The sequence below is a fragment of the Mesorhizobium sp. YM1C-6-2 genome, from assembly GCF_003666685.1.
Classification (GTDB): domain Bacteria; phylum Pseudomonadota; class Alphaproteobacteria; order Rhizobiales; family Rhizobiaceae; genus Mesorhizobium_K.
Genome location: NZ_RCIZ01000005.1, coordinates 1 through 19,976, shown reverse-complemented (window position 1 = coordinate 19,976; position 19,976 = coordinate 1). Strand labels below are relative to the sequence as shown.

At 65.4% G+C, this 19,976-nt stretch carries 16 protein-coding genes, 1 tRNA gene and 1 pseudogene; 13 read left to right on the top strand and 5 right to left on the bottom strand.

Annotated elements, in window-relative coordinates:
- Positions 1–65: 65 nt before the first annotated feature.
- The 8 genes and pseudogenes from D8676_RS14160 to D8676_RS14125 all read left to right on the top strand — a co-directional run.
- Positions 66–1,910 (top strand): annotated as a pseudogene (locus D8676_RS14160) (potassium transporter Kup); the annotation flags it as partial.
- A gap of 245 nt (positions 1,911–2,155) precedes the next feature.
- Positions 2,156–4,261, top strand: a complete 2,106-nt coding sequence (locus tag D8676_RS14155) for an EAL domain-containing protein (protein WP_121581678.1) — start codon at positions 2,156–2,158, stop codon at positions 4,259–4,261.
- A 162-nt stretch (positions 4,262–4,423) separates the two neighbouring features.
- The gene (locus D8676_RS14150; protein ID WP_121581676.1) at positions 4,424–6,034 is read left to right on the top strand and encodes an ABC-F family ATP-binding cassette domain-containing protein; all 1,611 of its coding nucleotides are present in this window, start codon (positions 4,424–4,426) and stop codon (positions 6,032–6,034) included.
- A 76-nt stretch (positions 6,035–6,110) separates the two neighbouring features.
- The gene (locus tag D8676_RS14145) at positions 6,111–7,169 is read left to right on the top strand and encodes an acyltransferase (protein WP_121581674.1); all 1,059 of its coding nucleotides are present in this window, start codon (positions 6,111–6,113) and stop codon (positions 7,167–7,169) included.
- Positions 7,170–7,245: 76 nt separating this feature from the next.
- Positions 7,246–7,893 carry a TetR/AcrR family transcriptional regulator C-terminal domain-containing protein gene (locus D8676_RS14140; protein ID WP_121581673.1) on the top strand — a complete coding sequence of 216 codons (648 nt, stop codon included), beginning with the start codon at positions 7,246–7,248 and terminating at the stop codon, positions 7,891–7,893.
- A gap of 26 nt (positions 7,894–7,919) precedes the next feature.
- Complete coding sequence (ilvC, locus tag D8676_RS14135; RefSeq protein WP_121581671.1) at positions 7,920–8,939, top strand: ketol-acid reductoisomerase; 1,020 nt, start codon at positions 7,920–7,922, stop codon at positions 8,937–8,939.
- Between the two features lie 201 nt (positions 8,940–9,140).
- The gene (locus D8676_RS14130) at positions 9,141–10,208 is read left to right on the top strand and encodes a hypothetical protein (RefSeq protein ID WP_121581669.1); all 1,068 of its coding nucleotides are present in this window, start codon (positions 9,141–9,143) and stop codon (positions 10,206–10,208) included.
- Positions 10,209–10,222: 14 nt separating this feature from the next.
- On the top strand, positions 10,223–10,456 hold the full coding sequence (locus tag D8676_RS14125) for a hypothetical protein (protein ID WP_121581667.1): 234 nt from the start codon (positions 10,223–10,225) through the stop codon (positions 10,454–10,456).
- Positions 10,457–10,528: 72 nt separating this feature from the next.
- Here the strand turns inward: D8676_RS14125 and D8676_RS14120 are convergent, their stop codons facing one another.
- A complete protein-coding gene (locus tag D8676_RS14120; protein WP_121581665.1) occupies positions 10,529–10,822 on the bottom strand; it encodes a PilZ domain-containing protein in 294 nt (97 codons plus the stop codon).
- 128 nt (positions 10,823–10,950) lie between these two features.
- Positions 10,951–11,388, bottom strand: a complete 438-nt coding sequence (locus D8676_RS14115; protein ID WP_121581663.1) for a BA14K family protein — start codon at positions 11,386–11,388, stop codon at positions 10,951–10,953.
- A 174-nt stretch (positions 11,389–11,562) separates the two neighbouring features.
- Here D8676_RS14115 and D8676_RS14110 point away from each other — a divergent pair, with 174 nt between their 5' ends.
- A complete protein-coding gene (locus D8676_RS14110; protein ID WP_121581661.1) occupies positions 11,563–12,675 on the top strand; it encodes an endonuclease/exonuclease/phosphatase family protein in 1,113 nt (370 codons plus the stop codon).
- Positions 12,676–12,685: 10 nt separating this feature from the next.
- Complete coding sequence (locus tag D8676_RS14105; RefSeq protein WP_121581659.1) at positions 12,686–13,405, top strand: hypothetical protein; 720 nt, start codon at positions 12,686–12,688, stop codon at positions 13,403–13,405.
- 5 nt (positions 13,406–13,410) lie between these two features.
- Here the strand turns inward: D8676_RS14105 and D8676_RS14100 are convergent, their stop codons facing one another.
- From D8676_RS14100 to D8676_RS14090, 3 genes are read right to left on the bottom strand one after another with little or no spacing between them, the layout of a single operon-like run.
- Positions 13,411–14,619 (bottom strand): ABC transporter permease, encoded by a 1,209-nt coding sequence (locus D8676_RS14100; protein ID WP_121581657.1) that lies wholly within the window; start codon positions 14,617–14,619, stop codon positions 13,411–13,413.
- The gene (locus D8676_RS14095; protein ID WP_121581655.1) at positions 14,619–15,335 is read right to left on the bottom strand and encodes an ABC transporter ATP-binding protein; all 717 of its coding nucleotides are present in this window, start codon (positions 15,333–15,335) and stop codon (positions 14,619–14,621) included. Before D8676_RS14095 ends, D8676_RS14100 begins: the two co-directional genes overlap by 1 nt.
- Positions 15,335–16,669: an efflux RND transporter periplasmic adaptor subunit gene (locus D8676_RS14090; RefSeq protein ID WP_121581653.1), complete on the bottom strand. Its 1,335-nt coding sequence runs from the start codon at positions 16,667–16,669 to the stop codon at positions 15,335–15,337. Before D8676_RS14090 ends, D8676_RS14095 begins: the two co-directional genes overlap by 1 nt.
- A gap of 110 nt (positions 16,670–16,779) precedes the next feature.
- Here D8676_RS14090 and D8676_RS14085 point away from each other — a divergent pair, with 110 nt between their 5' ends.
- The 3 genes from D8676_RS14085 (at position 16,780) to D8676_RS14075 (ending at position 19,841) form a co-directional block, all read left to right on the top strand.
- The gene (locus tag D8676_RS14085) at positions 16,780–17,691 is read left to right on the top strand and encodes a PhzF family phenazine biosynthesis protein (protein WP_121581651.1); all 912 of its coding nucleotides are present in this window, start codon (positions 16,780–16,782) and stop codon (positions 17,689–17,691) included.
- A gap of 147 nt (positions 17,692–17,838) precedes the next feature.
- A tRNA-Lys gene (locus tag D8676_RS14080) sits at positions 17,839–17,914 on the top strand.
- A gap of 568 nt (positions 17,915–18,482) precedes the next feature.
- Positions 18,483–19,841 (top strand): DUF3300 domain-containing protein, encoded by a 1,359-nt coding sequence (locus D8676_RS14075; RefSeq protein ID WP_121581649.1) that lies wholly within the window; start codon positions 18,483–18,485, stop codon positions 19,839–19,841.
- Positions 19,842–19,976 lie beyond the last annotated feature (135 nt).

Sequence of the window (19,976 nt, the reverse complement as noted above, 5' to 3'; positions counted from 1 at the left end):
CGCACCAACCAGCCGGCGGCGGAACCGAAGCTGCCGGCCAGCCGGGACACCCCGTTTCGAGCAGAACCGGCGTCCTGATGATTGGCGCGCTCGGCGTCGTCTATGGCGACATCGGCACGAGCCCGATCTACGCGTTCCGCGAGGCGCTGCATGCCGCGTCGGGCGGCGGCACGGCCCTGCGCATGGAGATCCTGGGCGTCCTATCGCTCATCGTCTGGGCGCTGACGATCATCGTCACCATCAAATATGTGATCTTCGTGCTGCGCGCCGACAATGAAGGCGAGGGCGGCACGCTGTCGCTGATGGCGCTCGCCCGCAGCGCCTATCCGCGCGCCAGCGCAGCGATCCTCACCATCGGCGTGTGCGGAGCGGCGCTGTTCTTCGGCGACGCCATCATCACGCCGGCGATCTCGGTGCTGTCGGCGGTGGAAGGCCTGAAGGTCGTGACCCCGGCCTTCGATCCCTATGTCGTGCCGATCACGCTCGTCATCCTGGCTGTGCTCTTCGCTGTCCAGCGCTTCGGTACGGGCAGCGTCGCCATTGTCTTCGGGCCGATCATGCTGGCCTGGTTCGTCGTGCTCGGCGTTGCCGGCCTCACGCATATCGCCGACGACCCCACGGTGTTCTATTCGATCAATCCCTACTACGCGTTCTCCTACCTGGCCGCGCAGCCGCAGGTGGCCTTCGTCACCATCGGCGCGGTGTTCCTTGCGGTCACCGGCGCCGAGGCGCTCTACGTCGACCTTGGCCATTTCGGGCGCCGGCCGATCGTGCTCACCTGGGCGGCGATCGTGTTCCCCTGCCTGCTGCTCAACTATTTCGGGCAGGGGGCGTTCGTGCTGGCGCATGGCGGCACGCCGCAAAACCCCTTCTTCGAGATGCTGCCGCAATGGGCGCTGCTGCCGATGGTCGGTCTGGCCACGGCGGCGACCGTCATCGCCAGCCAGGCCGTCATCTCCGGCGCCTATTCGCTGACGCGCCAGGCGGTGCAGCTCGGCCTGCTGCCACGCTTCGAGATCCAGCACACGTCCGAGATGCAGTCGGGCCAGATCTACCTGCCGCGCGTCAACTTCATGCTGGCGCTCGGCGTCATGGTGCTCGTCGTCGGCTTCGGCGCTTCGAGCAAGCTGGCCGCCGCCTACGGTATCTCCGTGACCGGCGAGATGCTGGTGACGACGATCCTGCTGTTCATCGTCATGCGTCACCGCTGGAAATGGCGGCTTACCGCCACGGCCAGCCTGATCGCGGTCTTTTTCGTCGTCGACACCGGCTTCTTCCTGGCCAACGCCGCCAAGATCGCCGACGGCGGCTGGGCCTCGATCGGCGTCGCGCTTCTGATGTGCCTCATCATGTGGACCTGGGTCCGCGGCTCGAGGCATCTCTTCGAGAAGACGCGCAAGAACGAGATTCCGCTCGACTTCCTGGCCGCGAACCTCGCCAAGAAGCCGCCGATCCTGGTGCCGGGCACGGCTGTCTTCCTCACCAGCGACCCGCTGAGCGCGCCGACTGCGCTGATGCACAGCCTCAAGCACTACAAGGTCCTGCACGAGCAGAACGTGATCCTTTCGGTCGTCACCGCGCAGCAGCCGACGGTGCTGGAAAAGGACCGCGCCACGCTTGAGCCGATCAACGAGCTGTTCATGCGGGTGACGCTCAATTTCGGCTATATGGAGCAGCCGAACATTCCGAAGGCGATGGCGATCTGCCGCAAGCAGGGCTGGAAGTTCGACATCATGACGACGTCGTTCTTCCTCTCCCGCCGGTCGCTTAAGCCGGCCGCGAATTCGGGCATGCCGCTCTGGCAGGACAGGCTCTATATCGGGCTGGCGCGCACCGCCTCCGACGCTACCGAATATTTCCAGATTCCCACCGGCCGCGTGGTCGAGATCGGCACGCAGGTCGCCATCTGACACGAGCGGGCGAATTGCGCAGTCTGGCGCGTTCGCTCGAGGTGCCGTGCCATAGGCGCTCGCGCCAGCGGCGCCGGCCAAGCGGAAAATACTTCGAAAGGATGGCATCGGCCCATCGATCCGGCGCGGTGCGAAAATACCCACCGCCACGGACAGCATCGGCATCTCGCAGTTTTACCTGATCCCTTAGGAAATTCTTTTGGATTCAAGGTGATATTGCCCGCGGGGGACTGCCGGGGGCCGGAATGCTTCGCGTACTTACTTGCCTAGCCTACGAACACAACTATTGGTATGTGCTCGTTGCGGCCATCGTATGCGTCGCCGGCTCCATGATGACCATGGGGCTGTTCGACAGGGCAAGACAGCTCCAGGGTTCCAACCGGCTCGTATGGGTGCTGCTTTCGGGCATGGCCGGCGGCACCGCCATCTGGACCACCCATTTCGTCGCGATGCTCGGCTTCGACCCGCCGACCGGCTACACATATGAGCCGACGCTGACGCTGGCCTCGCTCGCCATCGCCATGGTCTTCACCGCGGCGGGACTGCACCTTGCCGCCGCCGGCGGCCCCACCTTCATGATCGAAGCCGGAGGAGCGGTGATTGGCCTCGGCATTGCCGCCATGCATTTTACCGGCATGGCCGGGCTCCAGGTGGCGGGTCATGTCGAGTGGGCGGCAGATCTCGTCGTCGCCTCCGTCGTCCTGGGCGTGCTGCTGGCGACGCTCGCGGTCAACCGCTGCGCACGTGTCTCCACCGTGCGCGGCCAGACGCTTGGCGCGGGCCTGCTCGTCCTCGCCATCTGCTCCATGCACTTCACCGCCATGGGTGCGGCGACCTTCGTCCCGGGGCCGTCGTTCGGGCTGCTGCCGCAGGCGTTTTCCAGCGAGCTCGTGGCCATCAGCGTGATGGCGATCCTTTCGGTCGTTGCCGGGCTCGGACTTTACGTCATCGATGCGCGCTCGCGCCGCGAGGTGCTCGACGGTTTCCGGCACGCGGCCCTGCACGACGCGCTCACCGGCATGCCCAACCGCGCCCATCTCGCCTCGCACCTTCCTGATGTGCTGAAGGCCTGCGCCGCGGAGGAGGGCAAGGTCGCCGTCATCGTGATGGACCTCGACCGCTTCAAGGATGTGAACGACGTCCACGGCCATCGCGCCGGCGACGCGCTGCTGCAGGCGCTTGCCGCCAGGCTCGGCGAAACCATGCGCGTCGGCGAATTCGTCGCCCGCGCCGGCGGCGACGAGTTCGTGGCCGTGAAGCAGGGGGTCGACGGCGCCAGCGATGCGCTCGAATTCGCCCGCCGGCTGGTCGGCTGCATTTCGCTGCCGGTGGTGCGACAGGAGCGCAGCTTCTCGGTCGGGGCCAGTCTCGGCGTCAGCCTCTACCCCTCGGACGCCCGCGACGCCGACGAGCTGATCGGCGTTGCCGATCTCGCCATGTACCGGGCCAAGCGGCAGGCCGGCAACAAGATCTGCTTCTACGACCACTCGATGGATGAGGGCAGGCGCGCCAGGAGCGCTCTCACGATGGAACTGAACGGCGCCATCGAGCGCGACGAACTCACGCTCTATTACCAGCCGCAGATCGCGGTGGCGACCGGCGAAGTGATTGGCTTCGAAGCGCTGCTGCGCTGGAACCATCCGCATCGCGGGCTGGTGCTGCCTGGCGAGTTCATTCCGATCGCCGAGGAAACCGGGCTGATCCTGCCGATCGGCGAATGGGTGCTGCGCAGCGCCTGCGCCGAAGCCGCACGCTGGGCAAAGCCGCTCAAGCTGTCGGTCAACATCGCCGCCGCCCAGCTCAGCCAGTCCGACCTGTCGCGCATCGTTCACGAGGCGCTGATCGAAACCGGCCTGCCGCCCGCGAGGCTGGAACTCGAGATCACCGAAGCGAGCATCATCGACGATCTGCACGGCACGCTGCAGATCCTGCGGCAGCTGAAGCTGCTCGGCGTCGCCATCGCCATGGACGACTACGGCACGGGCTATGCGTCGCTGTCGACGCTGCAGAAATTCCCCTTCGACAAGATCAAGATCGACCGTTCCTTCGTCGAAGGCGTCGGAACGGACAGGGCCTCGACGGCGATCGTCAAGGCGACGATCCTGCTCGCCAACAGCCTGGACATCACGGTGCTGGCGGAAGGCGTGGAGCGGCAGGAGCATCTCGACTTCCTGCGCGAGCAGGGGTGCTCGGAGGTGCAGGGCTACCTGTTCGGCCGGCCGCAGCCCGCTTCCGAGATCGCCGGTCTGGTCGACGGCCGCGCACGGACCGGCAACGAACGACGTCCGTCCCGCAGCGCCTATACCGAGATTTTCCAGCCGCCGGCGCTGGCGCGTTCCGTCGCCTTCTAGCCTCCGGCCAGTGCCAGCAGGGGCGATCGGCTCTGCCGCCGGCCCTCGGGTTGCGAAACAGGACCGAACGGGCTATCTGACGTCCAGCCAATTATCAGGAGAAGCAGATCGATGTGATTTTCAGCCGACAGCAATGCCAGTCGCTTTGCCATCGGAGAAATCATGTCTGCTTCCATCACGCTCGCCGGTCTGGCGTGGGCTTTGCCCGACGGCCGGCAAATCTTCGAAAACCTCAATCTGCAGTTCGGGCGCGAGCGCGCCGGCCTTGTCGGCCGCAACGGCGTCGGCAAGACGACGCTGTTCAGGCTGATTACCGGCGAGTTGCGGCCGCAGGCGGGCAGCGTCACCGTCGAGGGACGGCTCGGCCTGTTGCGCCAGACGGTGCAGGTCGGCGAGCGCGAGACGGTCGCCGATCTCTTCGGCGTATCGGACGCGCTGGCTTTGCTCGAACGGGCGGAGCGCGGCGACGCGCAAGCCGACGAGGTCGCCGAGGCAGACTGGACGCTCGAGGCCCGTATCGAGGCGGCGCTGGCGCGCATCGGGCTCGACGCCGCCCCGCGGACGAAGCTTGCTTCGCTTTCGGGCGGGCAGCGGACGCGGGCAGGGCTCGCCGCCCTCGTCTTCGCCGAGCCGGATTTTCTGCTGCTCGACGAGCCGACCAACAATCTCGATCGGGATGGCCGCGCCGCGGTGATCTCCCTTCTGTCGACCTGGCGGGCCGGCGCGATCGTCGTCAGCCACGACCGCGAGCTTCTGGAGACGATGGACGCGATCGTCGAGATGACGAGTTTGGGGGTGACCCGCTGCGGCGGCAACTGGAGCCGGTACCGCGAGCGCAAGTCGCTCGAACTGGCGGCGGCCGAGCGGGATCTCGCCGATGCCGAGAAGCAGGTCGCCCTGCTTCAGAAGGCGGCGCAGGAACGCACCGAGCGGCAGGACCGGCGCGACGGCGGCGGCCGGCGCAAGGCCGCCAGAGGCGACATGCCCAAGATACTTGCCAATGGCCTGAAGAACCGCGCCGAGGGTACGCGCGGGCAGGGTGCGCGGCTCGCCGAACGCCAGGGCGTGCGGGCCGAGGAGGTGGCCGCCGACGCGCGGCGGCGGATCGAAGTGCTGCAGCCGCTCAACGTGGCGCTCTGCTCCACCGGCCTGCCGGCGGGCAGGACGGTGCTCAGGCTGGACGGAGTCGATGCCGGCTATGTGCCCGGCCGACCGGTGCTTCGCGATTTCTCGCTGCAGGTTGTCGGCCCAGAACGCATCGCGATCACCGGCGCAAACGGTTCGGGCAAGACGACGCTGCTTTCCCTCATCGCCGGCACGCTCGCGCCGTCGAGCGGCACGGTTTCGGTCATGACGCCGTTTGCCGTGCTCGACCAGCGGATGAGCCTTCTCGACCCGGAAAGCTCGATCCGCGACAATTTTCTGCGGTTCAATCCCGATGCGGACGAGAATGCCTGCCGAGCAGCGCTTGCGCGCTTCATGTTCCGCGCCGACGCCGCCCTGCAACGGGCCGGTACACTGAGCGGAGGGCAGCTTCTGCGGGCGGGGCTTGCCTGCGTGCTTGGCGGCGCTGCTCCCCCGCCTCTGATCATCCTCGACGAGCCGACCAACCATCTCGACATCGATTCCATCGAAGCCGTGGAGGCGGGGCTCCGCGCCTATGACGGCGCCCTCTTGATCGTCAGCCACGACGAGGCTTTTCTCGCCAATGTCGGAATTGGGCGACGCATCAAGCTTGGCGGTGCGGGGTCGATGGCGGCCGATGGCCTGTGAAGCCGACGATGCGTGCTCCATCTTTCATTTACTGCTGTTCGATAAACCTCACCCCTGAGCCAACGTTGAACAGCGTATGACCTACGCCTCGACCATCGAAGCTGTCTCCCGTTCGTCGGGATCGCTGAGCACTCCTGCGCTGGAATATAATCCGGCGCTGGACGGGTTGCGCGGGCTTGCTGCTCTGGCCGTTGTGGGCTTTCACTCCGCTTTTCCCTTCATGTCCGGAGGATTTCTCGGCGTCGATCTTTTCTTCGTGCTTAGCGGGTTCCTGATCACCCGCCTCTTGCGGGCCGAGGTTGCGGCAACCGGCAGGATCGACGTTCTGCGCTTCTACTGGCGGCGGGCGCTGAGACTGTGGCCGCCGCTGCTCGCAATGCTTGTGCTCTATGCCTGCTGCGTTCCACTGATTGCTGATACGGACTGGCAGCGCGACGTGCTGCTCGCGATGTTCTACCTGACGGATTATTCCTACCCTTTCTGGGGTGAACCCGAACTTCTGCGCCACACCTGGTCCCTGTCGGTCGAGGAGCATTTTTATCTGGTCTGGCCGCTCGCGATCCTGTTGACCCGTCGTATCGAAGCGGCGAAGCTCGCCGTGATTTTCTTCGGCCTCTATGTCGCGGCGACCGGTTGGCGCATCTTTGATTATTGGTTTTTCGCCGACTGGCACTGGACCTATTTTCGGTTTGACGCTCGCCTGAGCGGTCTAATGCTCGGTTCGATCGCCGGCCTCATCCCCTGGAAGCCCAGCAGCGAGGCGATCGGATGGGCTGGTCTTGCTCTTCTGGCGATACTGACAGCCGCGATGACCCTGCCGTCATGGTTCCAGTTCACCAATGGAACGATCGCTGCAGAGTTCGCGTCGGCGTCGGTGGTTCTCTCCGCCGTACACTGCCGCGACAGCCTGTTTTTCCGGATGCTTGCATGGCGGCCGCTGGTAGCCTGCGGCCTGCTGTCCTATTCGATCTATCTCGTGCACTATCCTGTTGTCCGTGTCCTGCGCGAGGTGATGAGCCCGACCGAGACGTTTACGATCACTGCCGCAATTTCGATCGCTCTTGCCGCCATGATCCGCATCTGGATCGAGAAACCCCTGCGCCGCTGGCGCGACCGGAGCTTGGCGGTCGCTTAAGGCGTCATGTCAGCAGGCTTGCGCAGCGCGGCAAGTCGTAGTAGGCGAACCGTAACGTACGGTACGGTTCGCGGCAGTGTCTGAAACATTGGAAAAGGAAGCTCCCACCGAGCGCCAGCAGGCGGTGCTCGACGCTGTGCTCGACATTCTGGTCGAGGGCGGCGACCAGCTTACCATGACCGCGGTGGCGCGGCGTGCGAGCTGCTCCAAGGAAACGCTCTATAAATGGTTCGGCGACCGCGACGGGCTGCTCGCCGCGACCGTGCGCTGGCAGGCCTCCAAAGTCCGCGCCGGCAATTACGACCAGCAGAAGCTCGATGCCGAGGCGCTGCACGACAGCCTGGAAGCCTTCGCCGCCAACTGGCTGAAGGTCATCTCGAGCCGCACGTCGGTCGCGCTCAACCGGGTCGCTGTTGGCCATGCCGGCTCGGGCAGGAGCAATCTCGGCCGGCTGGTGCTAGACAACGGCCGCTTCGCCATCGGCGAGCGGCTGAAGCCGCTGCTCGAAGCGGGCAGGGCGGCCGGGCTGCTAGCCTTCGACGACGCCGAAGAGGCGTTCCGTACCTTTTTCGGCCTGGTCGGCCGCGACGTGCAGATCCGGCTTCTGCTTGGCGATCCGCTGAAACTCTCCGCGGCGGCGGTCGAGCGGGAGGCCAAACACGCCGTCGACCAGTTCTTCACGCTTTTCGGCGCCGGCGGGCGCTCGAAAAATCCACCACTCTGACATTCAACCAGGAAGGAAAATTATCCATGCGTGTCTATTACGATCGCGACGCCGATCTCAATCTGATCAAGGGCAAGAAGGTCGCCATCATCGGCTACGGCAGCCAGGGTCGGGCGCATGCGCTCAACCTCAAGGAATCCGGCGTCAAGGAGATCGGCATCGGCCTCAAGGCCGGTTCTCCCACCGCCAAGAAGGTCGAGGCCGACGGCCTGAAGGTGATGACCGTGGCGGAAGCCGCCAAGTGGGCCGACCTGATGATGATGGCTGCACCCGACGAGCTGCAGGCCGACATCTACAAGAACGAGATCGCCGACAACATCCGCGACGGCGCAGCGATCGCCTTCGCACATGGCCTCAACGTGCATTTCGGCCTGATCGAGCCGAAGAAGACGGTCGACGTGCTGATGGTCGCGCCGAAGGGCCCGGGCCACACGGTGCGCGGCGAATACCAGAAGGGCGGCGGCGTGCCGTGCCTGGTCGCCGTGCATCAGGACGCGTCCGGCAACGCACTCGACCTCGGCCTGTCCTACGCCTGCGGCGTCGGCGGCGGACGTTCGGGCATCATCGAGACCAACTTCAAGGAAGAGTGCGAGACCGACCTGTTCGGCGAACAGGTGGTGCTCTGCGGCGGTCTGGTCGAGCTTATCCGCGCTGGCTTCGAGACGCTGGTGGAAGCCGGCTACGCGCCCGAGATGGCTTACTTCGAGTGCCTGCACGAAGTGAAGCTGATCGTCGACCTGATCTACGAAGGCGGCATCGCCAACATGAACTACTCGATCTCCAACACCGCCGAGTGGGGCGAGTATGTCTCCGGCCCGCGCATCATCACCGCCGAGACCAAGGCCGAGATGAAGCGCGTGCTGAAGGACATCCAGACCGGCAAGTTCACCTCGGAGTGGATGCAGGAATACCGTTCGGGCGCCTCGCGCTTCAAGGGCATCCGTCGCATGAACGACAGCCACCAGATCGAGGAAGTCGGTGCGAAACTTCGCGCCATGATGCCCTGGATCGCCAAGAACCAGCTGGTGGACAAGACCAAGAACTGAGGCGATCCACGCCTTCTTGCTGCGCGTCGCCGGGCTTCGCCCTGCGGGCGCGCGGCGATCGCCAAAAGAGACCAGAAAGCCGGCGGGGCAACTCGTCGGCTTTTTTTACCTTCCCCTGAGATGCCCAGGCTGCTTCTCGTCGAAAGCAACCTATGATATTTATTAATGCATTGCTAATGCAATCAATAGGGGAATTGTGCCATGAAGTTCGATTCAGCTCTGGAAGTCCAGGCGCGGGTCTTCCGCGAGGTTTTCGAGTTTGTCGAGGTGCCAGCCGCCGCCGGCATGACGCCGCTTCCCGGCCTGTTCGTCGACCCGGCCGCGACCGTCGCGTTCGAAGCGGGGGGAGACCCGGTGGAGTTGCCGAGGAAGCAGACCGACGAGATCGCGCTCGGCGTCGCGGAAGGAATGGGCGAGGAGGATTCCCGCCTGGCGGTGCTGGTCCAGGACGAGGCGGTCCAAGGCAGCCAGATCGTCGAAAGGATCGTGACGCTGGCGCATGGTGAGGCGGAGGTGCTCTACATCGGCCGCCAGGACGCGTCCTGGACCCAGGTGCGCAACAATCCCATACGGCTGGGATGCAGCGCCTCGCCGGTGACTGTCGGCTACGCGGGTACGATGGGCTGCTTCGCCAAAGACGGACAGACCGGCCATGTCGGCGTCCTGTCGAACAATCACGTGCTGGCGGACGTGAACAGGGTGGCGCTGCAGACCCCGATCATGCAGCCGGGCGCACTCGACAACGGCAATCCGGGCAGGGACGCGGTTGCGGTGCTGTCCCGCTTCGTGCCGATCCAGTTCGGTGGCGTGCCCAACGCCGTCGACGCGGCCTTCGCCACGATATTACAGCACGGCCGGCAAGAGGACCGCGCGACGCTTTACGACAGCGCCAACGTGCCGATGCCTGCGATCACCGTTAACCCGTCGTCGGTCGCGACAGCCATGCCCGGCATGACCGTCTTCAAGACCGGACGCACGACGCGCCATACGCGGGGCAGGGTCAGGGCCGTCAACGTCAACAACTACCAGGTCAACATGGGCATCGGGGTGGCGCGATTCGACAACCAGATCCTGGTCGAGATGGCGAACACACCGGTGGCGCCGTTCTCGCGTCCCGGCGACAGCGGATCGCTGATCGTCGACGGCAGCGGTCAGCCGGTCGCCCTCCTCTTTGCCGGGTCCAATGTCGGCGGGGCCGGCAATGTTGGTGTTACCGGATGCAATCCTATATCATCGGTACTGACCCAACTCGGCATCACCTTGATCTGACAAGGCGGAGGCGCGTGAGCGAACTCAAACATTCGATGGCGCAGGCCACGGAAATCCAGCGGGCTTTTCAGGAAAAGTTCGGCGCCGACGAGGAACTTCTGGGCATCGGCATCGGGCTGAATGCCGCCGGCGACGACCTGGCGATCAACGTTCTCGTCAAGAAGCCGGAAACGGCCTCGCAACTGCCGACGGAATTCAAGGGGCTGGACGTGGTGGTCGACGTCGTCGGAGCGAACACCGCTTATTGATCGTCAATTCTGCGAGGTTTTCGACGCCGATCGCGAATGCCTGTCGTCCCGCAGGCCGACAAGCCTGGACAGTCAGCCGTAGTGCCAGTGCGGCTTCGGCTCGGTCCCGGAAAACTGCACGCCGCAGCGGTCGAGCTTGCGCCAACGAAGGGTCGCACGGTAGCCGATGCCATCGGCCGGCACGTAGAGCAGGAATTCCTCCGGAATCCTGGCTTCGACCGGCACGACGAGTTCGGCGCCGTTGCCGTGCATGTTGCGGATCGTGCAGGAGACGGCCGAATTGGCGACGCCGGACAGGATCGCCGCGCCCTTGAGCACACGCCGCCTGTGCTCCCTTTCCGGCTTGGAGTCGGCTGGTGCGGCCATCCGTGCTGCTCACCCGTTTGAGTGACGGGCACCGTAGGTGCATATGCTTCACGAGCCGTTAACGCTAAATTCTTCGAATTCTCCAGCAAAATCCGAGGGCTGCACGCGTTGCACGCAGCCCTCGGCCGTCAGCGGTAGGGCGACCAGCACTGCCGGCGTGGACCGTGATAAGGCTGATAGGTGTTGTCCCATGCCCGGTAGGAACGGTAGCGGTCGTAGCACCAGGCGACGTGCGCCGAACCCGTGCGGTAGTAGCGGCGCGGCTGGACATATCTGTAGGCGGGCGCGCCGTAATAGAGGCGTGGTTGCACATAGTAGTTGCGGCGGTAGTTACGGTACCGCCAGTCGTCGTCGCGCCAGTGTCTGTTGCCGCACCAGCCGCTATAACACCGGTAGCGGCGATGGTTGATGTTGAGGGTGTCCGGGCGGATATCCGCGGCCGCAGGCGCCGTGTTTGCGCGGCTGGCGCCGGCAAGGGGCGTCGCTGCCGCGGGCACGGCGAGAACGGCCAGCACGCCGAGCGCGATCAGCCCGTGGCCGATGCGCCGATGGAACCGGAAATTCATGTCGGTCCTCCAAGAAGCACAGCCCCACGCCCACGTTCCGAAGGAAGCCCGGATTATCCCGGGCCTCGCCTGAACGCAGGATGAATGGCACGGCAGGACCCGCCGCATCGGCGCACCGTGGTCTGCCTGGCTGGCTCTTGTCATTGGCGGCGCTTGCGGGCAAAGGTCGCGCCCATGTCGCTGCGCCTCGCCACCTTCAATGTCGAGAACCTGATGAACAGGTTCGATTATTCCGGCTTCCGCAACCAGCTTCACCAGGACCGTACGCTCGCGCTGTTCGAGATCCGCAACGAGGCCGAGTACCGGCTGCTGGAGCAGGCCCGCACCATCGCCCATGCGGACGACACGCGCCAGCTTACCGCGCTCGCCATCGCCGCTACGCGCGCCGACATCCTGTGCCTGCAGGAGGTCGACAACATGGAGGCGCTGAAGGCCTTCGAATACGGCTATCTGTTCAAGATGGTGGGGCAGGGCTACCGGCAGAAATACACGACCTCGGGCAACGATTCGCGCGGCATCGACGTCGCCGTGATGCTGCGCGCCGAAACCGCGCACGGGCAGCCGATCGAGTTCGTGCGCATGACCAGCCACGCGCATGTCACCTACGCCGAGTTCGGCCTGCATACGCCGGAACTCGCGGCGCTCGGCGAAGCCGAGAACGAGCGCATCTTCCGCCGCGACTGCCTGGAGATCGACGTGACGGTCGGCGGCCGGCCGCTCACCATCTACTCCGTGCATTTCAAGTCGATGGGCAGCCCGCGCAACGGGCTCGACGGACGCGAGGCGACGATGCCGATCCGCATGGCCGAGGCCCAGGCCGTGCGCAGGATCATCGAGGAGCGCTTCGGCAAGGACCACGCCGGCGCCAAGCATTGGGTGATCTGCGGCGACATGAACGATTATCGCGAGCGCGTGCTGATCTCGGGCGAGGCGCATAGCGGCTTTCAGTTCGAACCGGTCGTGGAGGCGCAGTCGAGCCTCAATGTGCTCACCGCCGGCGATTTCTGCGAAAACATCGTCGAGCGCCGGCCCGAGCTCGACCGGTGGACGCTCTACCATACGCGCGGCCCGCAGGAGCGGCATCTCTGCCAGCTCGATTATATCCTGGTCTCGCCGGCGCTGGCGCGACGCAATGCCAAGGCGATCCCCGACATTGTGCGTGGCGGCCAGCCCTGGCGCACGCCCTTTCCGCCGGGCCAGGAGGTCGAGCGCTATCCTCGTATCGGCTGGGACCGCCCCAAGGCGTCGGACCACTGTCCAGTCGCGGTCACACTGGACATTGCGTGAGGAGCCTCGCTTGAGTTTCGCGCTGCCCCTCGGCGTCATCCTGCCAGTCGACGAGATCGATGTCCGGCTCGATCCCGCGCAGCACCCGTTCGAGCGCGGCAGGGAAGAGGCGATCGCCGAAAACTGGCGTCGTGAGGTCGCCGCCAAGCCCGCGCTCTTCGACGGCACCGTCGTGCTGCTCTCGGAATTCGGCTACGATGCGGGCAAGCTGTTCGGGCGCTGCCACGCCGTCCGCTATTCGACCTTTCTCCATTGGCGCAAGGATCGCGTTGCCACGGCCGCGCATGCCTTCGCGCATCCGATGCTGGTGTCGAGTGACAATGCACTGGTGGCGATCCGCATGGCCGCGCATACGGTCAATGCCGGCCGCGTCTACTTCGCCGCCGGCTCCTTCGAGCCCGAGGATTTTCCCGATGGCATGGTCGACGCGCACGGCAACATGGTGCGCGAGGTGCTCGAGGAGACAGGCCTCGACATTTCAGGCGTGCCGCGCGGCAAGCGCCATTACGCGCTCGCCACCGAGAAGGGCACCGTCATTTTCCGCCGCTATTTCCTCGACGGGACGGCCGACGAGATCGCGTCGTGCATCCGCGACTTCGTTGCGGGCGAGAGCGAACCGGAGATCGAGGAGCCGGTGATCATCCGCGACGCGCGCGATTTACCCGACGGGCTGATGGGGCATATGCAGCCGATGATTGAGTGGCATTTCCAGAATGGCAGAAGCGACTAGTTTCGCTACTCATGCCTGAGCGCCTCGATCGGATCGAGCCTCGCGCCGCGCAGGGCCGGGAAGAAACCGAACACCATGCCGATCAGCGCCGAGAAGCCGACGGCGAGCAGGATCACCGCCGCGCTCGGGGCAAACGGTATGGACAAGGCCGCTGACGCCGCGCCGGCGAGGCTCAGGCCAAGCGCGATGCCGATCAGCCCGCCGAGCAGCGACAGCACCGTCGCCTCGACCAGGAACTGTACGAGGATATGCCGCTCATGCGCGCCGATGGCGAGGCGGATGCCGATCTCGCGCGTGCGCTCGGTCACCGAGACCAGCATGATGTTCATGATACCGATGCCGCCGACGAGCAGGCTGACGCCGGCCACCGCGCCCAGCATGCCGGTCATCGTCGTCGTCGCGCTGGCCATGGCGTCGGCGATCTGCGTCATGTCGCGGATCTCGAAATTGTCGTCGGCACCCGGCGCGATGCGCCTGGTGTCGCGCAGGATCGTCTCGATGTCGTCCTGCACCACCGATGTCGGCACGCCGTCGGCGGCCGCCACATAGATCGAGCCCACGTCGCGGTTGCCGGCGACGCGGCGCTGGAAGCCGGCGAGCGGCATCATCACCACATTGTCCTGGTCCATGCCGAAGCCCGACGTGCCCTTGGCTTCGAGCACGCCGATCACCTTGCAGCTCGAGCGGTTGACGCGGATCGCCTGGCCGATCGGGTCGCCGGTCCCGAAGAACTGGCTGCGCACCGTCTCGCCGATAACGCACACGCTGGTTCCGCCGCGCACTTCCGATTCCGTGAAGGCGCGGCCGAGCGCGATGTTCCAGTCACGGGCGATGAAAAAGTCCGGCTCGGTGCCGGTCACCTCAGCTGCCACGTTCTGCGCGCCGTAGACGACGCGAACCTGCTTCTGCGCCGCTGCGGCAACCGCCTTCGCGTTGGTCAGGCCGTTCGCCAGCGCCGCGACATCCCTGTCGTCGAGCTGCTTCGGCGTGAAGGAGGTGGAGCCCGAGCGGTCGGGCCGCGCTGCGCGCACCACGAGCAGGTTGCTGCCGAGTTTCGAGATATCACCGCGTACCTTCTCGGTGGTTCCCGAGCCGATGGTGATCATGGCGATGACCGCCGCGACGCCGATGACGATGCCGAGCAGTGTCAGGAAGGAGCGCAGCGCGTTGCGGCGGACCGAAAGCAGCGCGAGGCGGACGGTCTCCCAGAGCATCACGCAGCCTCCAGATTGAGGCTGTCCGACGCCACATGCCCGTCGAGGAAGCGGATCGTGCGCTGCGCGTAGGCCGCGATGTCGGCCTCGTGCGTCACCATGACGACGGTCAGGCCGAGTTCCTCGTTGAGCCTTGTCAGCAGGTCCATGATCTCGTGGCTGCGCGCCGTGTCGAGATTGCCGGTCGGTTCGTCGGCGACGAGCAGGGTAGGGCGGGTCACGATGGCGCGGGCGATCGCCACGCGCTGCTGCTGGCCGCCCGAAAGCTCGGCCGGCGTATGCGTCTCGCGCCCCTTCAGCCCGACATCCTCGAGCGCCTTCATCGACAGTTCGCGGCGCTCGGCCGAGGCGACGCCGCGGTAGATCAGCGGCAGTTCGACATTCTCCACCGCGGTTGTGCGCGGCAGCAGGTTGTAGCCCTGGAAGACGAAGCCGATGTAGAGGTTTCTCAGCGTCGCGCGGCTGCCACGGTCGAGCCGGCCGGCGTCGACGTCGAGGAAGCCGTAGCGGCCCGATGTCGGCGTATCGAGGCAGCCGATGATGTTCATCGCAGTCGACTTGCCGGAGCCGGACGGTCCCATGATGGCGACGAACTCGCCACGGTCGATGGAAAGGTCGATGCCAGCCAGCGCATGCACCTTTGCCTCGCCCTTGCCGTAGGTCTTCCAGACCTGGTCGAAGGTGATGAGCGGTTTCTGCCGCACCGCGAGGTTCATCAGCGTGCCTGCCGGATGGCGGTGATGACCTGGTCGCCCTCGGCCAGCCCCGAGACGATCTCGAAGACCTCGCCGTCGGTCGCGCCTGTCTTCACCTCGACTGCCTGCGGCGCGCCGTTCTTCAGCACGTAGAGCGTGCGCATGCCGGCTTCGCCGCCTGTTTGCTGCTCGCCGCCGCGGCGGCCCATGCGCATGCGCGGCATGAAGAGGTCGCGCATGCTGAAACCGCGGCGCTCGCCTGCCGCCGGCGGGCTGAAGCGGAAGGCTGCGGCGGGCACGGTGACGACGCCCTTCGCCTCGCGTGTCACCACGGCAACCGTCGCGGTCATGCCCGGCCGCAGAAGCAGTTCGCTGTTGTCAACGTCGAGGCGGGCATTGTAGGTCACCACGCCCTCGGTGGTGACCGAGGCGAATGAGATGTCACGTATGTCCGCGTCGAAGCTGCGCTCCGGGAAGGCGTCGACGGTGAAGCGCGCCGTCTGGCCGGGTTTCACGCCGCCGATATCCGCTTCGTCGATCGCCGCCTTCAGCTCCATGTTCTCGAGATTGGCGGCGAGCACGAAGAGCACAGGCGCCTGCATGGAGGAAGCGACCGTCTGGCCGGGATTGACCGAGCGGGTCAGCACGATGCCGTCGATCGGCGCGTAAATCTTGCTTTTCACCAGGTCCGCCTGCTGCTGCTTCAGCTCGGCCTCGGCGATGGCGAGGTTGGCTTCCGCCATGGCGACGTTGGCGTCGGCGCGGTCGCGTGCGGCGGTCGCGGTGTCCAGCGCCTGCTTCGACGTCATGCCTCGATTCAGAAGCTGCTCGGCGCGGACAAAGGCCTGTTCGGTCTCTGTCAGCGTCGTCTTTGCTTCCAGGATCTTGGCTTCGGCCGACTTCACCGAAGCCTCGGCGCGGTCGATCTGCGCCGACAGCCTGGTGGTGTCGAGCTCGGCCAGCACCTCGCCCTGCTTGACGCGCTGGTTCTCTTCCACCGCCACCGAACGCATGACGCCCGAAAGCTCGCTCGAAATGTCGACCTGGATCAGCGGCTGCAGCGTGCCTGTGGCGGAGACCTCGACGGTGATGTCGCCGATCTCGGCGGGGGCCGTTGCATAGCTTACCTGTGGCGCGGCGCTGCCGAACTGCCAGTAGCCGATGCCGGCCGCGGCGAGTGCCGCCGCCGCCAGCGCATAGAGCCAGCCTTTGCGGTGCCTGCCGCGCACGCCGGCGGAGCCAAGCCCCAGCGCCTGCTGCGCGGAGGGCGTCGCTTCGCCTTCGGGCCGGCCCAGCGGCCGCCCGTCTTTGTCAGTGTCCGGCCGGTTGCGGTCCCGGTCGACGATCTGGTCCATTGCGGACCCCTATGGTTCAGAATATCCCTTCGGGGGAAGAGGTCGTCCCGAACGGCTGCAATTACAAGTTAAATTTCGCTCATGTTTCATTTGAGGCGAGCCGCAAGCCCATGAAATCGCGTAAATATTTCGTCTATGATGTTTTCACCGACACCGCGCTGTCCGGCAATCCGCTGGGCGTCGTCGTCGACTGCGAAGGCCTGGACGCCGCCGCCATGCAGCGAATAGCGCGCGAGTTCAACCTGTCGGAATCGGTGTTCCTGCTGCCGCCCGACAATCCGCGCCACCGCGCGCGGATCCGCATCTTCACGCCAGACTACGAGATGCCTTTCGCGGGCCACCCGACGGTCGGCTCGGCGATCGCGCTTGCGGAGCAGGCGGGCGACGACGGCACCGCGGGCATGTTCGTGCTGGAAGAAAATGTCGGGCCGGTGCGCTGCGCGGTCAGCAAGGGCAGGGGTGCGACCTTCGCCGAGTTCGACCTGCCGAAACTTCCCGAGCAGCTGTCCCTCTCGGCCGATTCGGCGGCGCTTGGCGCGGCCCTCGGCCTCCCGGCGCATGAGATCGGCTTCGAGAATCATCGCCCGGGCCTCTGGTCGGCCGGCGTTCCCTACGTGACCGTGCCGGTCGCCAGCCTCGACGCTGCCGCGCGGGTCCGCTTCGACAACGCCTCCTGGATGGAACTCGCGCCGTCCAAGGGCGAAGGGCTCGCGGCATCCGCCTATGTCTACTGCCGCGATACGGTCCATCACGACAGCGCCTTCCACGCGCGCATGTTCGTGCCGGGCAACCCGTCCTACGAAGACCCGGCGACGGGCTCGGCCGCGGCCGCCTTCTCCGGGGTGATTCTCCATTTCGACAGCCAGGTGGACGGCTCCGGGCGCTACTGGATCGAACAGGGGATCGAGATGGGCCGCCCGTCCAGTATCCGGCTGGAGATCGACGTCGAGGCCGGCAGGATGCAGCGCGCGCGCATCGGCGGTCATGCGGTCAAGGTGGCCGAGGGCGTTCTGTACGCCTGATCTCCGGGCGGGCGGGCTGCTCAGACCCGCGGCAGCCAAGTCTTTTTCGTCGCAGTCGACAGCCTTTTCAAACTTCACCAGCTTAGGGGCTGGACAGGGCGGGGCGCTGTGGCTATATCCGCCGCGACTTCCGGTTCGCCGGCTCGTGGGTGATTAGCTCAGTTGGTAGAGCAGCTGACTCTTAATCAGCGGGTCGCAGGTTCGATCCCTGCATCACCCACCAAGCAGATCCATCGATCCTTCCCCCTTGCTGTCAGGCCTGCATATCGCGCTGCCATTGGTTTTCCATGCGGGCGCGGGCCAGGACTGACATGCGGACCTGCGGATCATCTCCCCCCGCAGATGCTGCCGCGGCTTTCGAATGATGACTTCTTCAGAGGTCGTTTTCAGGCCGTGCGGCCCTCCGTCCTTGAACAGCAGATCGCCGACATGAAAAACGCCCTCGCTGATTCACTCTAGCCCCGTGTCCATGCGCCGCCTCCCAAGCACGGACAGGCAGGTTGGCGCCTTCTCCGCTCGGATTCAGCGTTTCCATCCCCGATGCCTTGATGTTGCCTGCGGCGATCGGAGACACGCAATGACGCCGATGTTCGCCTGCTATGCGCGACGCTGGTAGCTTACCGTAAGTTACGTGCCGCTCCGGCGAAATCTTGGTAGCGCACTGATCCGACAGGGTCGGCCATTGTCGGCAATCCTCCAAGGTGGGCACGTTCGATCCGGTCGCGGACCGTCGAACGATCGTCCGCCAGATCGCAATGACATTGGCTTGGCGCGGGCTGAGGAGATGTGCGATGATCGGAAGTGGCGGGTTGAGGTTAGCTTTTGCATCTGCATCCATCGCTCTGCTGCTGACGGCATTGCCGCCGGCTGCAAGCTTTGCGCAGGAACAGACCGCGGCAGCGGATGCTGCCGAGGATGCGAGCTCGCCCAAGCCCTTGAGCGATGATGAGCTCGAAGTCCTGGTGGCGCGGATCGCGCTCTATCCGGACGAGCTGGTCGCGCTGATCTCCGGGGCTTCGCTCTACCCTCTGCAGATCGTCGAGGCGGCGCGCTTCCTCGAGCAATACCAGAAGGACAAGAGCCTGAAGCCCAAGGACGGGTGGGACGGCAGCGTGGTGTCGCTGCTCAACTATCCGGAGATCGTCAAGATGATGAGCGACGATCTCGACTGGACGCAGGCCTTCGGCAACGCGATCGCCTACCAGCAGAAGGACGTGCTCGTCGCCATCCAGCAGTTGCGCGACGAGGCCGTCGCCAAGGGCATCATCAAGAGCGACGACAAGGTCCAGGTCAGCGAGGAGAACGAGAACGTCGTCATCAGGCCGGCCGATCCGGAAAAGGTCTACGTTCCCCGGTACGAGCCCGAGATGCTCTACGTCGAGGACTATGCGCCGGCACCGATCTCCTACTATCCCGAACCCTATCCCTATTATTGGTATCCGACCGCCACCTTCTTCGCCGGGGCGATAACCGGAGCGTTCTGGGGCGCGGTCGTCGACTGGGACGACTGGGGCGTCTGGGGAGGGGATTGGGACGGCGGCGACATCGACATCGACTGCAACCACTGCTTCAACAACCGCGACTTCAACGGCAAGATCGACTTCAACGACGTCGACTGGAACAACATCGACCGCGACAAGATCAATATCGACCGCGACAAGCTGAACAACTTCGACCGCAACGAGTTCAAGAACCGGGTCAAGCAGAATGGCGACAATGCCCTGCGCGACCGGGCCAAGGACATCAAGAGAGCGGAGACCCGCGATCGACCCGGCAACAGGCCCGGCGGCACGAAGGACGTGCGCAAGAGCGTGCAGGACGGCCTCAAGGCGCAGGGTGGCGCGAAAGCCAGGCCCGCAGGCGACAAGCGCCCGGCCGCGAGCAAGCCCGCCAACCGCAAGGCGGCCGCCAAGGGCGACAAACAGCGGCCACAGGCTTCGCGCAAGGGCGGCAAGCCAAAGCCCGGGCAGAGGGCTGACAATCGTCCCAAGAAGTCGTCGGGCCTTGGCAATCCGCAGCGCGGCAAGTCGGCCAAGATAAGCTCCAACCGCGGCCACAAATCGATGGGTGGCGGCCAGCGCGGCGGTCCGCGGAAAGTTCATGGCGGGCGAGGGGGCGGCGGGCGTGGCGGCGGCGGACGCCGGCGCTGATAGGGAGGATCGGACCATGAAGAAGATGTTCCAAGGCAAGCTCATCCGTTCGACCTGTGCGGCGGCGCTCTCTCTCGGTCTGGCGGCGGCACTTCCGGCACTCGCCTTTGCGCAGGATGCTGCGATAGCCGAGCT

What these genes read in the sequence shown, in the direction of transcription:
- D8676_RS14120 (WP_121581665.1), bottom strand. Translation starts at nt 10,822, where the DNA reads ATGGCCGCACCAGCCGACTCCAAGCCGGAAAGGGAGCACAGGCGGCGT.
- D8676_RS14155 (WP_121581678.1), top strand. Translation starts at nt 2,156, where the DNA reads ATGCTTCGCGTACTTACTTGCCTAGCCTACGAACACAACTATTGGTAT.
- ilvC (WP_121581671.1), top strand. Translation starts at nt 7,920, where the DNA reads ATGCGTGTCTATTACGATCGCGACGCCGATCTCAATCTGATCAAGGGC.
- D8676_RS14115 (WP_121581663.1), bottom strand. Translation starts at nt 11,388, where the DNA reads ATGAATTTCCGGTTCCATCGGCGCATCGGCCACGGGCTGATCGCGCTC.
- D8676_RS14145 (WP_121581674.1), top strand. Translation starts at nt 6,111, where the DNA reads ATGACCTACGCCTCGACCATCGAAGCTGTCTCCCGTTCGTCGGGATCG.
- D8676_RS14095 (WP_121581655.1), bottom strand. Translation starts at nt 15,335, where the DNA reads ATGAACCTCGCGGTGCGGCAGAAACCGCTCATCACCTTCGACCAGGTC.
- D8676_RS14150 (WP_121581676.1), top strand. Translation starts at nt 4,424, where the DNA reads ATGTCTGCTTCCATCACGCTCGCCGGTCTGGCGTGGGCTTTGCCCGAC.
- D8676_RS14085 (WP_121581651.1), top strand. Translation starts at nt 16,780, where the DNA reads ATGAAATCGCGTAAATATTTCGTCTATGATGTTTTCACCGACACCGCG.
- D8676_RS14110 (WP_121581661.1), top strand. Translation starts at nt 11,563, where the DNA reads ATGTCGCTGCGCCTCGCCACCTTCAATGTCGAGAACCTGATGAACAGG.
- D8676_RS14090 (WP_121581653.1), bottom strand. Translation starts at nt 16,669, where the DNA reads ATGGACCAGATCGTCGACCGGGACCGCAACCGGCCGGACACTGACAAA.
- D8676_RS14075 (WP_121581649.1), top strand. Translation starts at nt 18,483, where the DNA reads ATGATCGGAAGTGGCGGGTTGAGGTTAGCTTTTGCATCTGCATCCATC.
- D8676_RS14130 (WP_121581669.1), top strand. Translation starts at nt 9,141, where the DNA reads ATGAAGTTCGATTCAGCTCTGGAAGTCCAGGCGCGGGTCTTCCGCGAG.
- D8676_RS14100 (WP_121581657.1), bottom strand. Translation starts at nt 14,619, where the DNA reads ATGCTCTGGGAGACCGTCCGCCTCGCGCTGCTTTCGGTCCGCCGCAAC.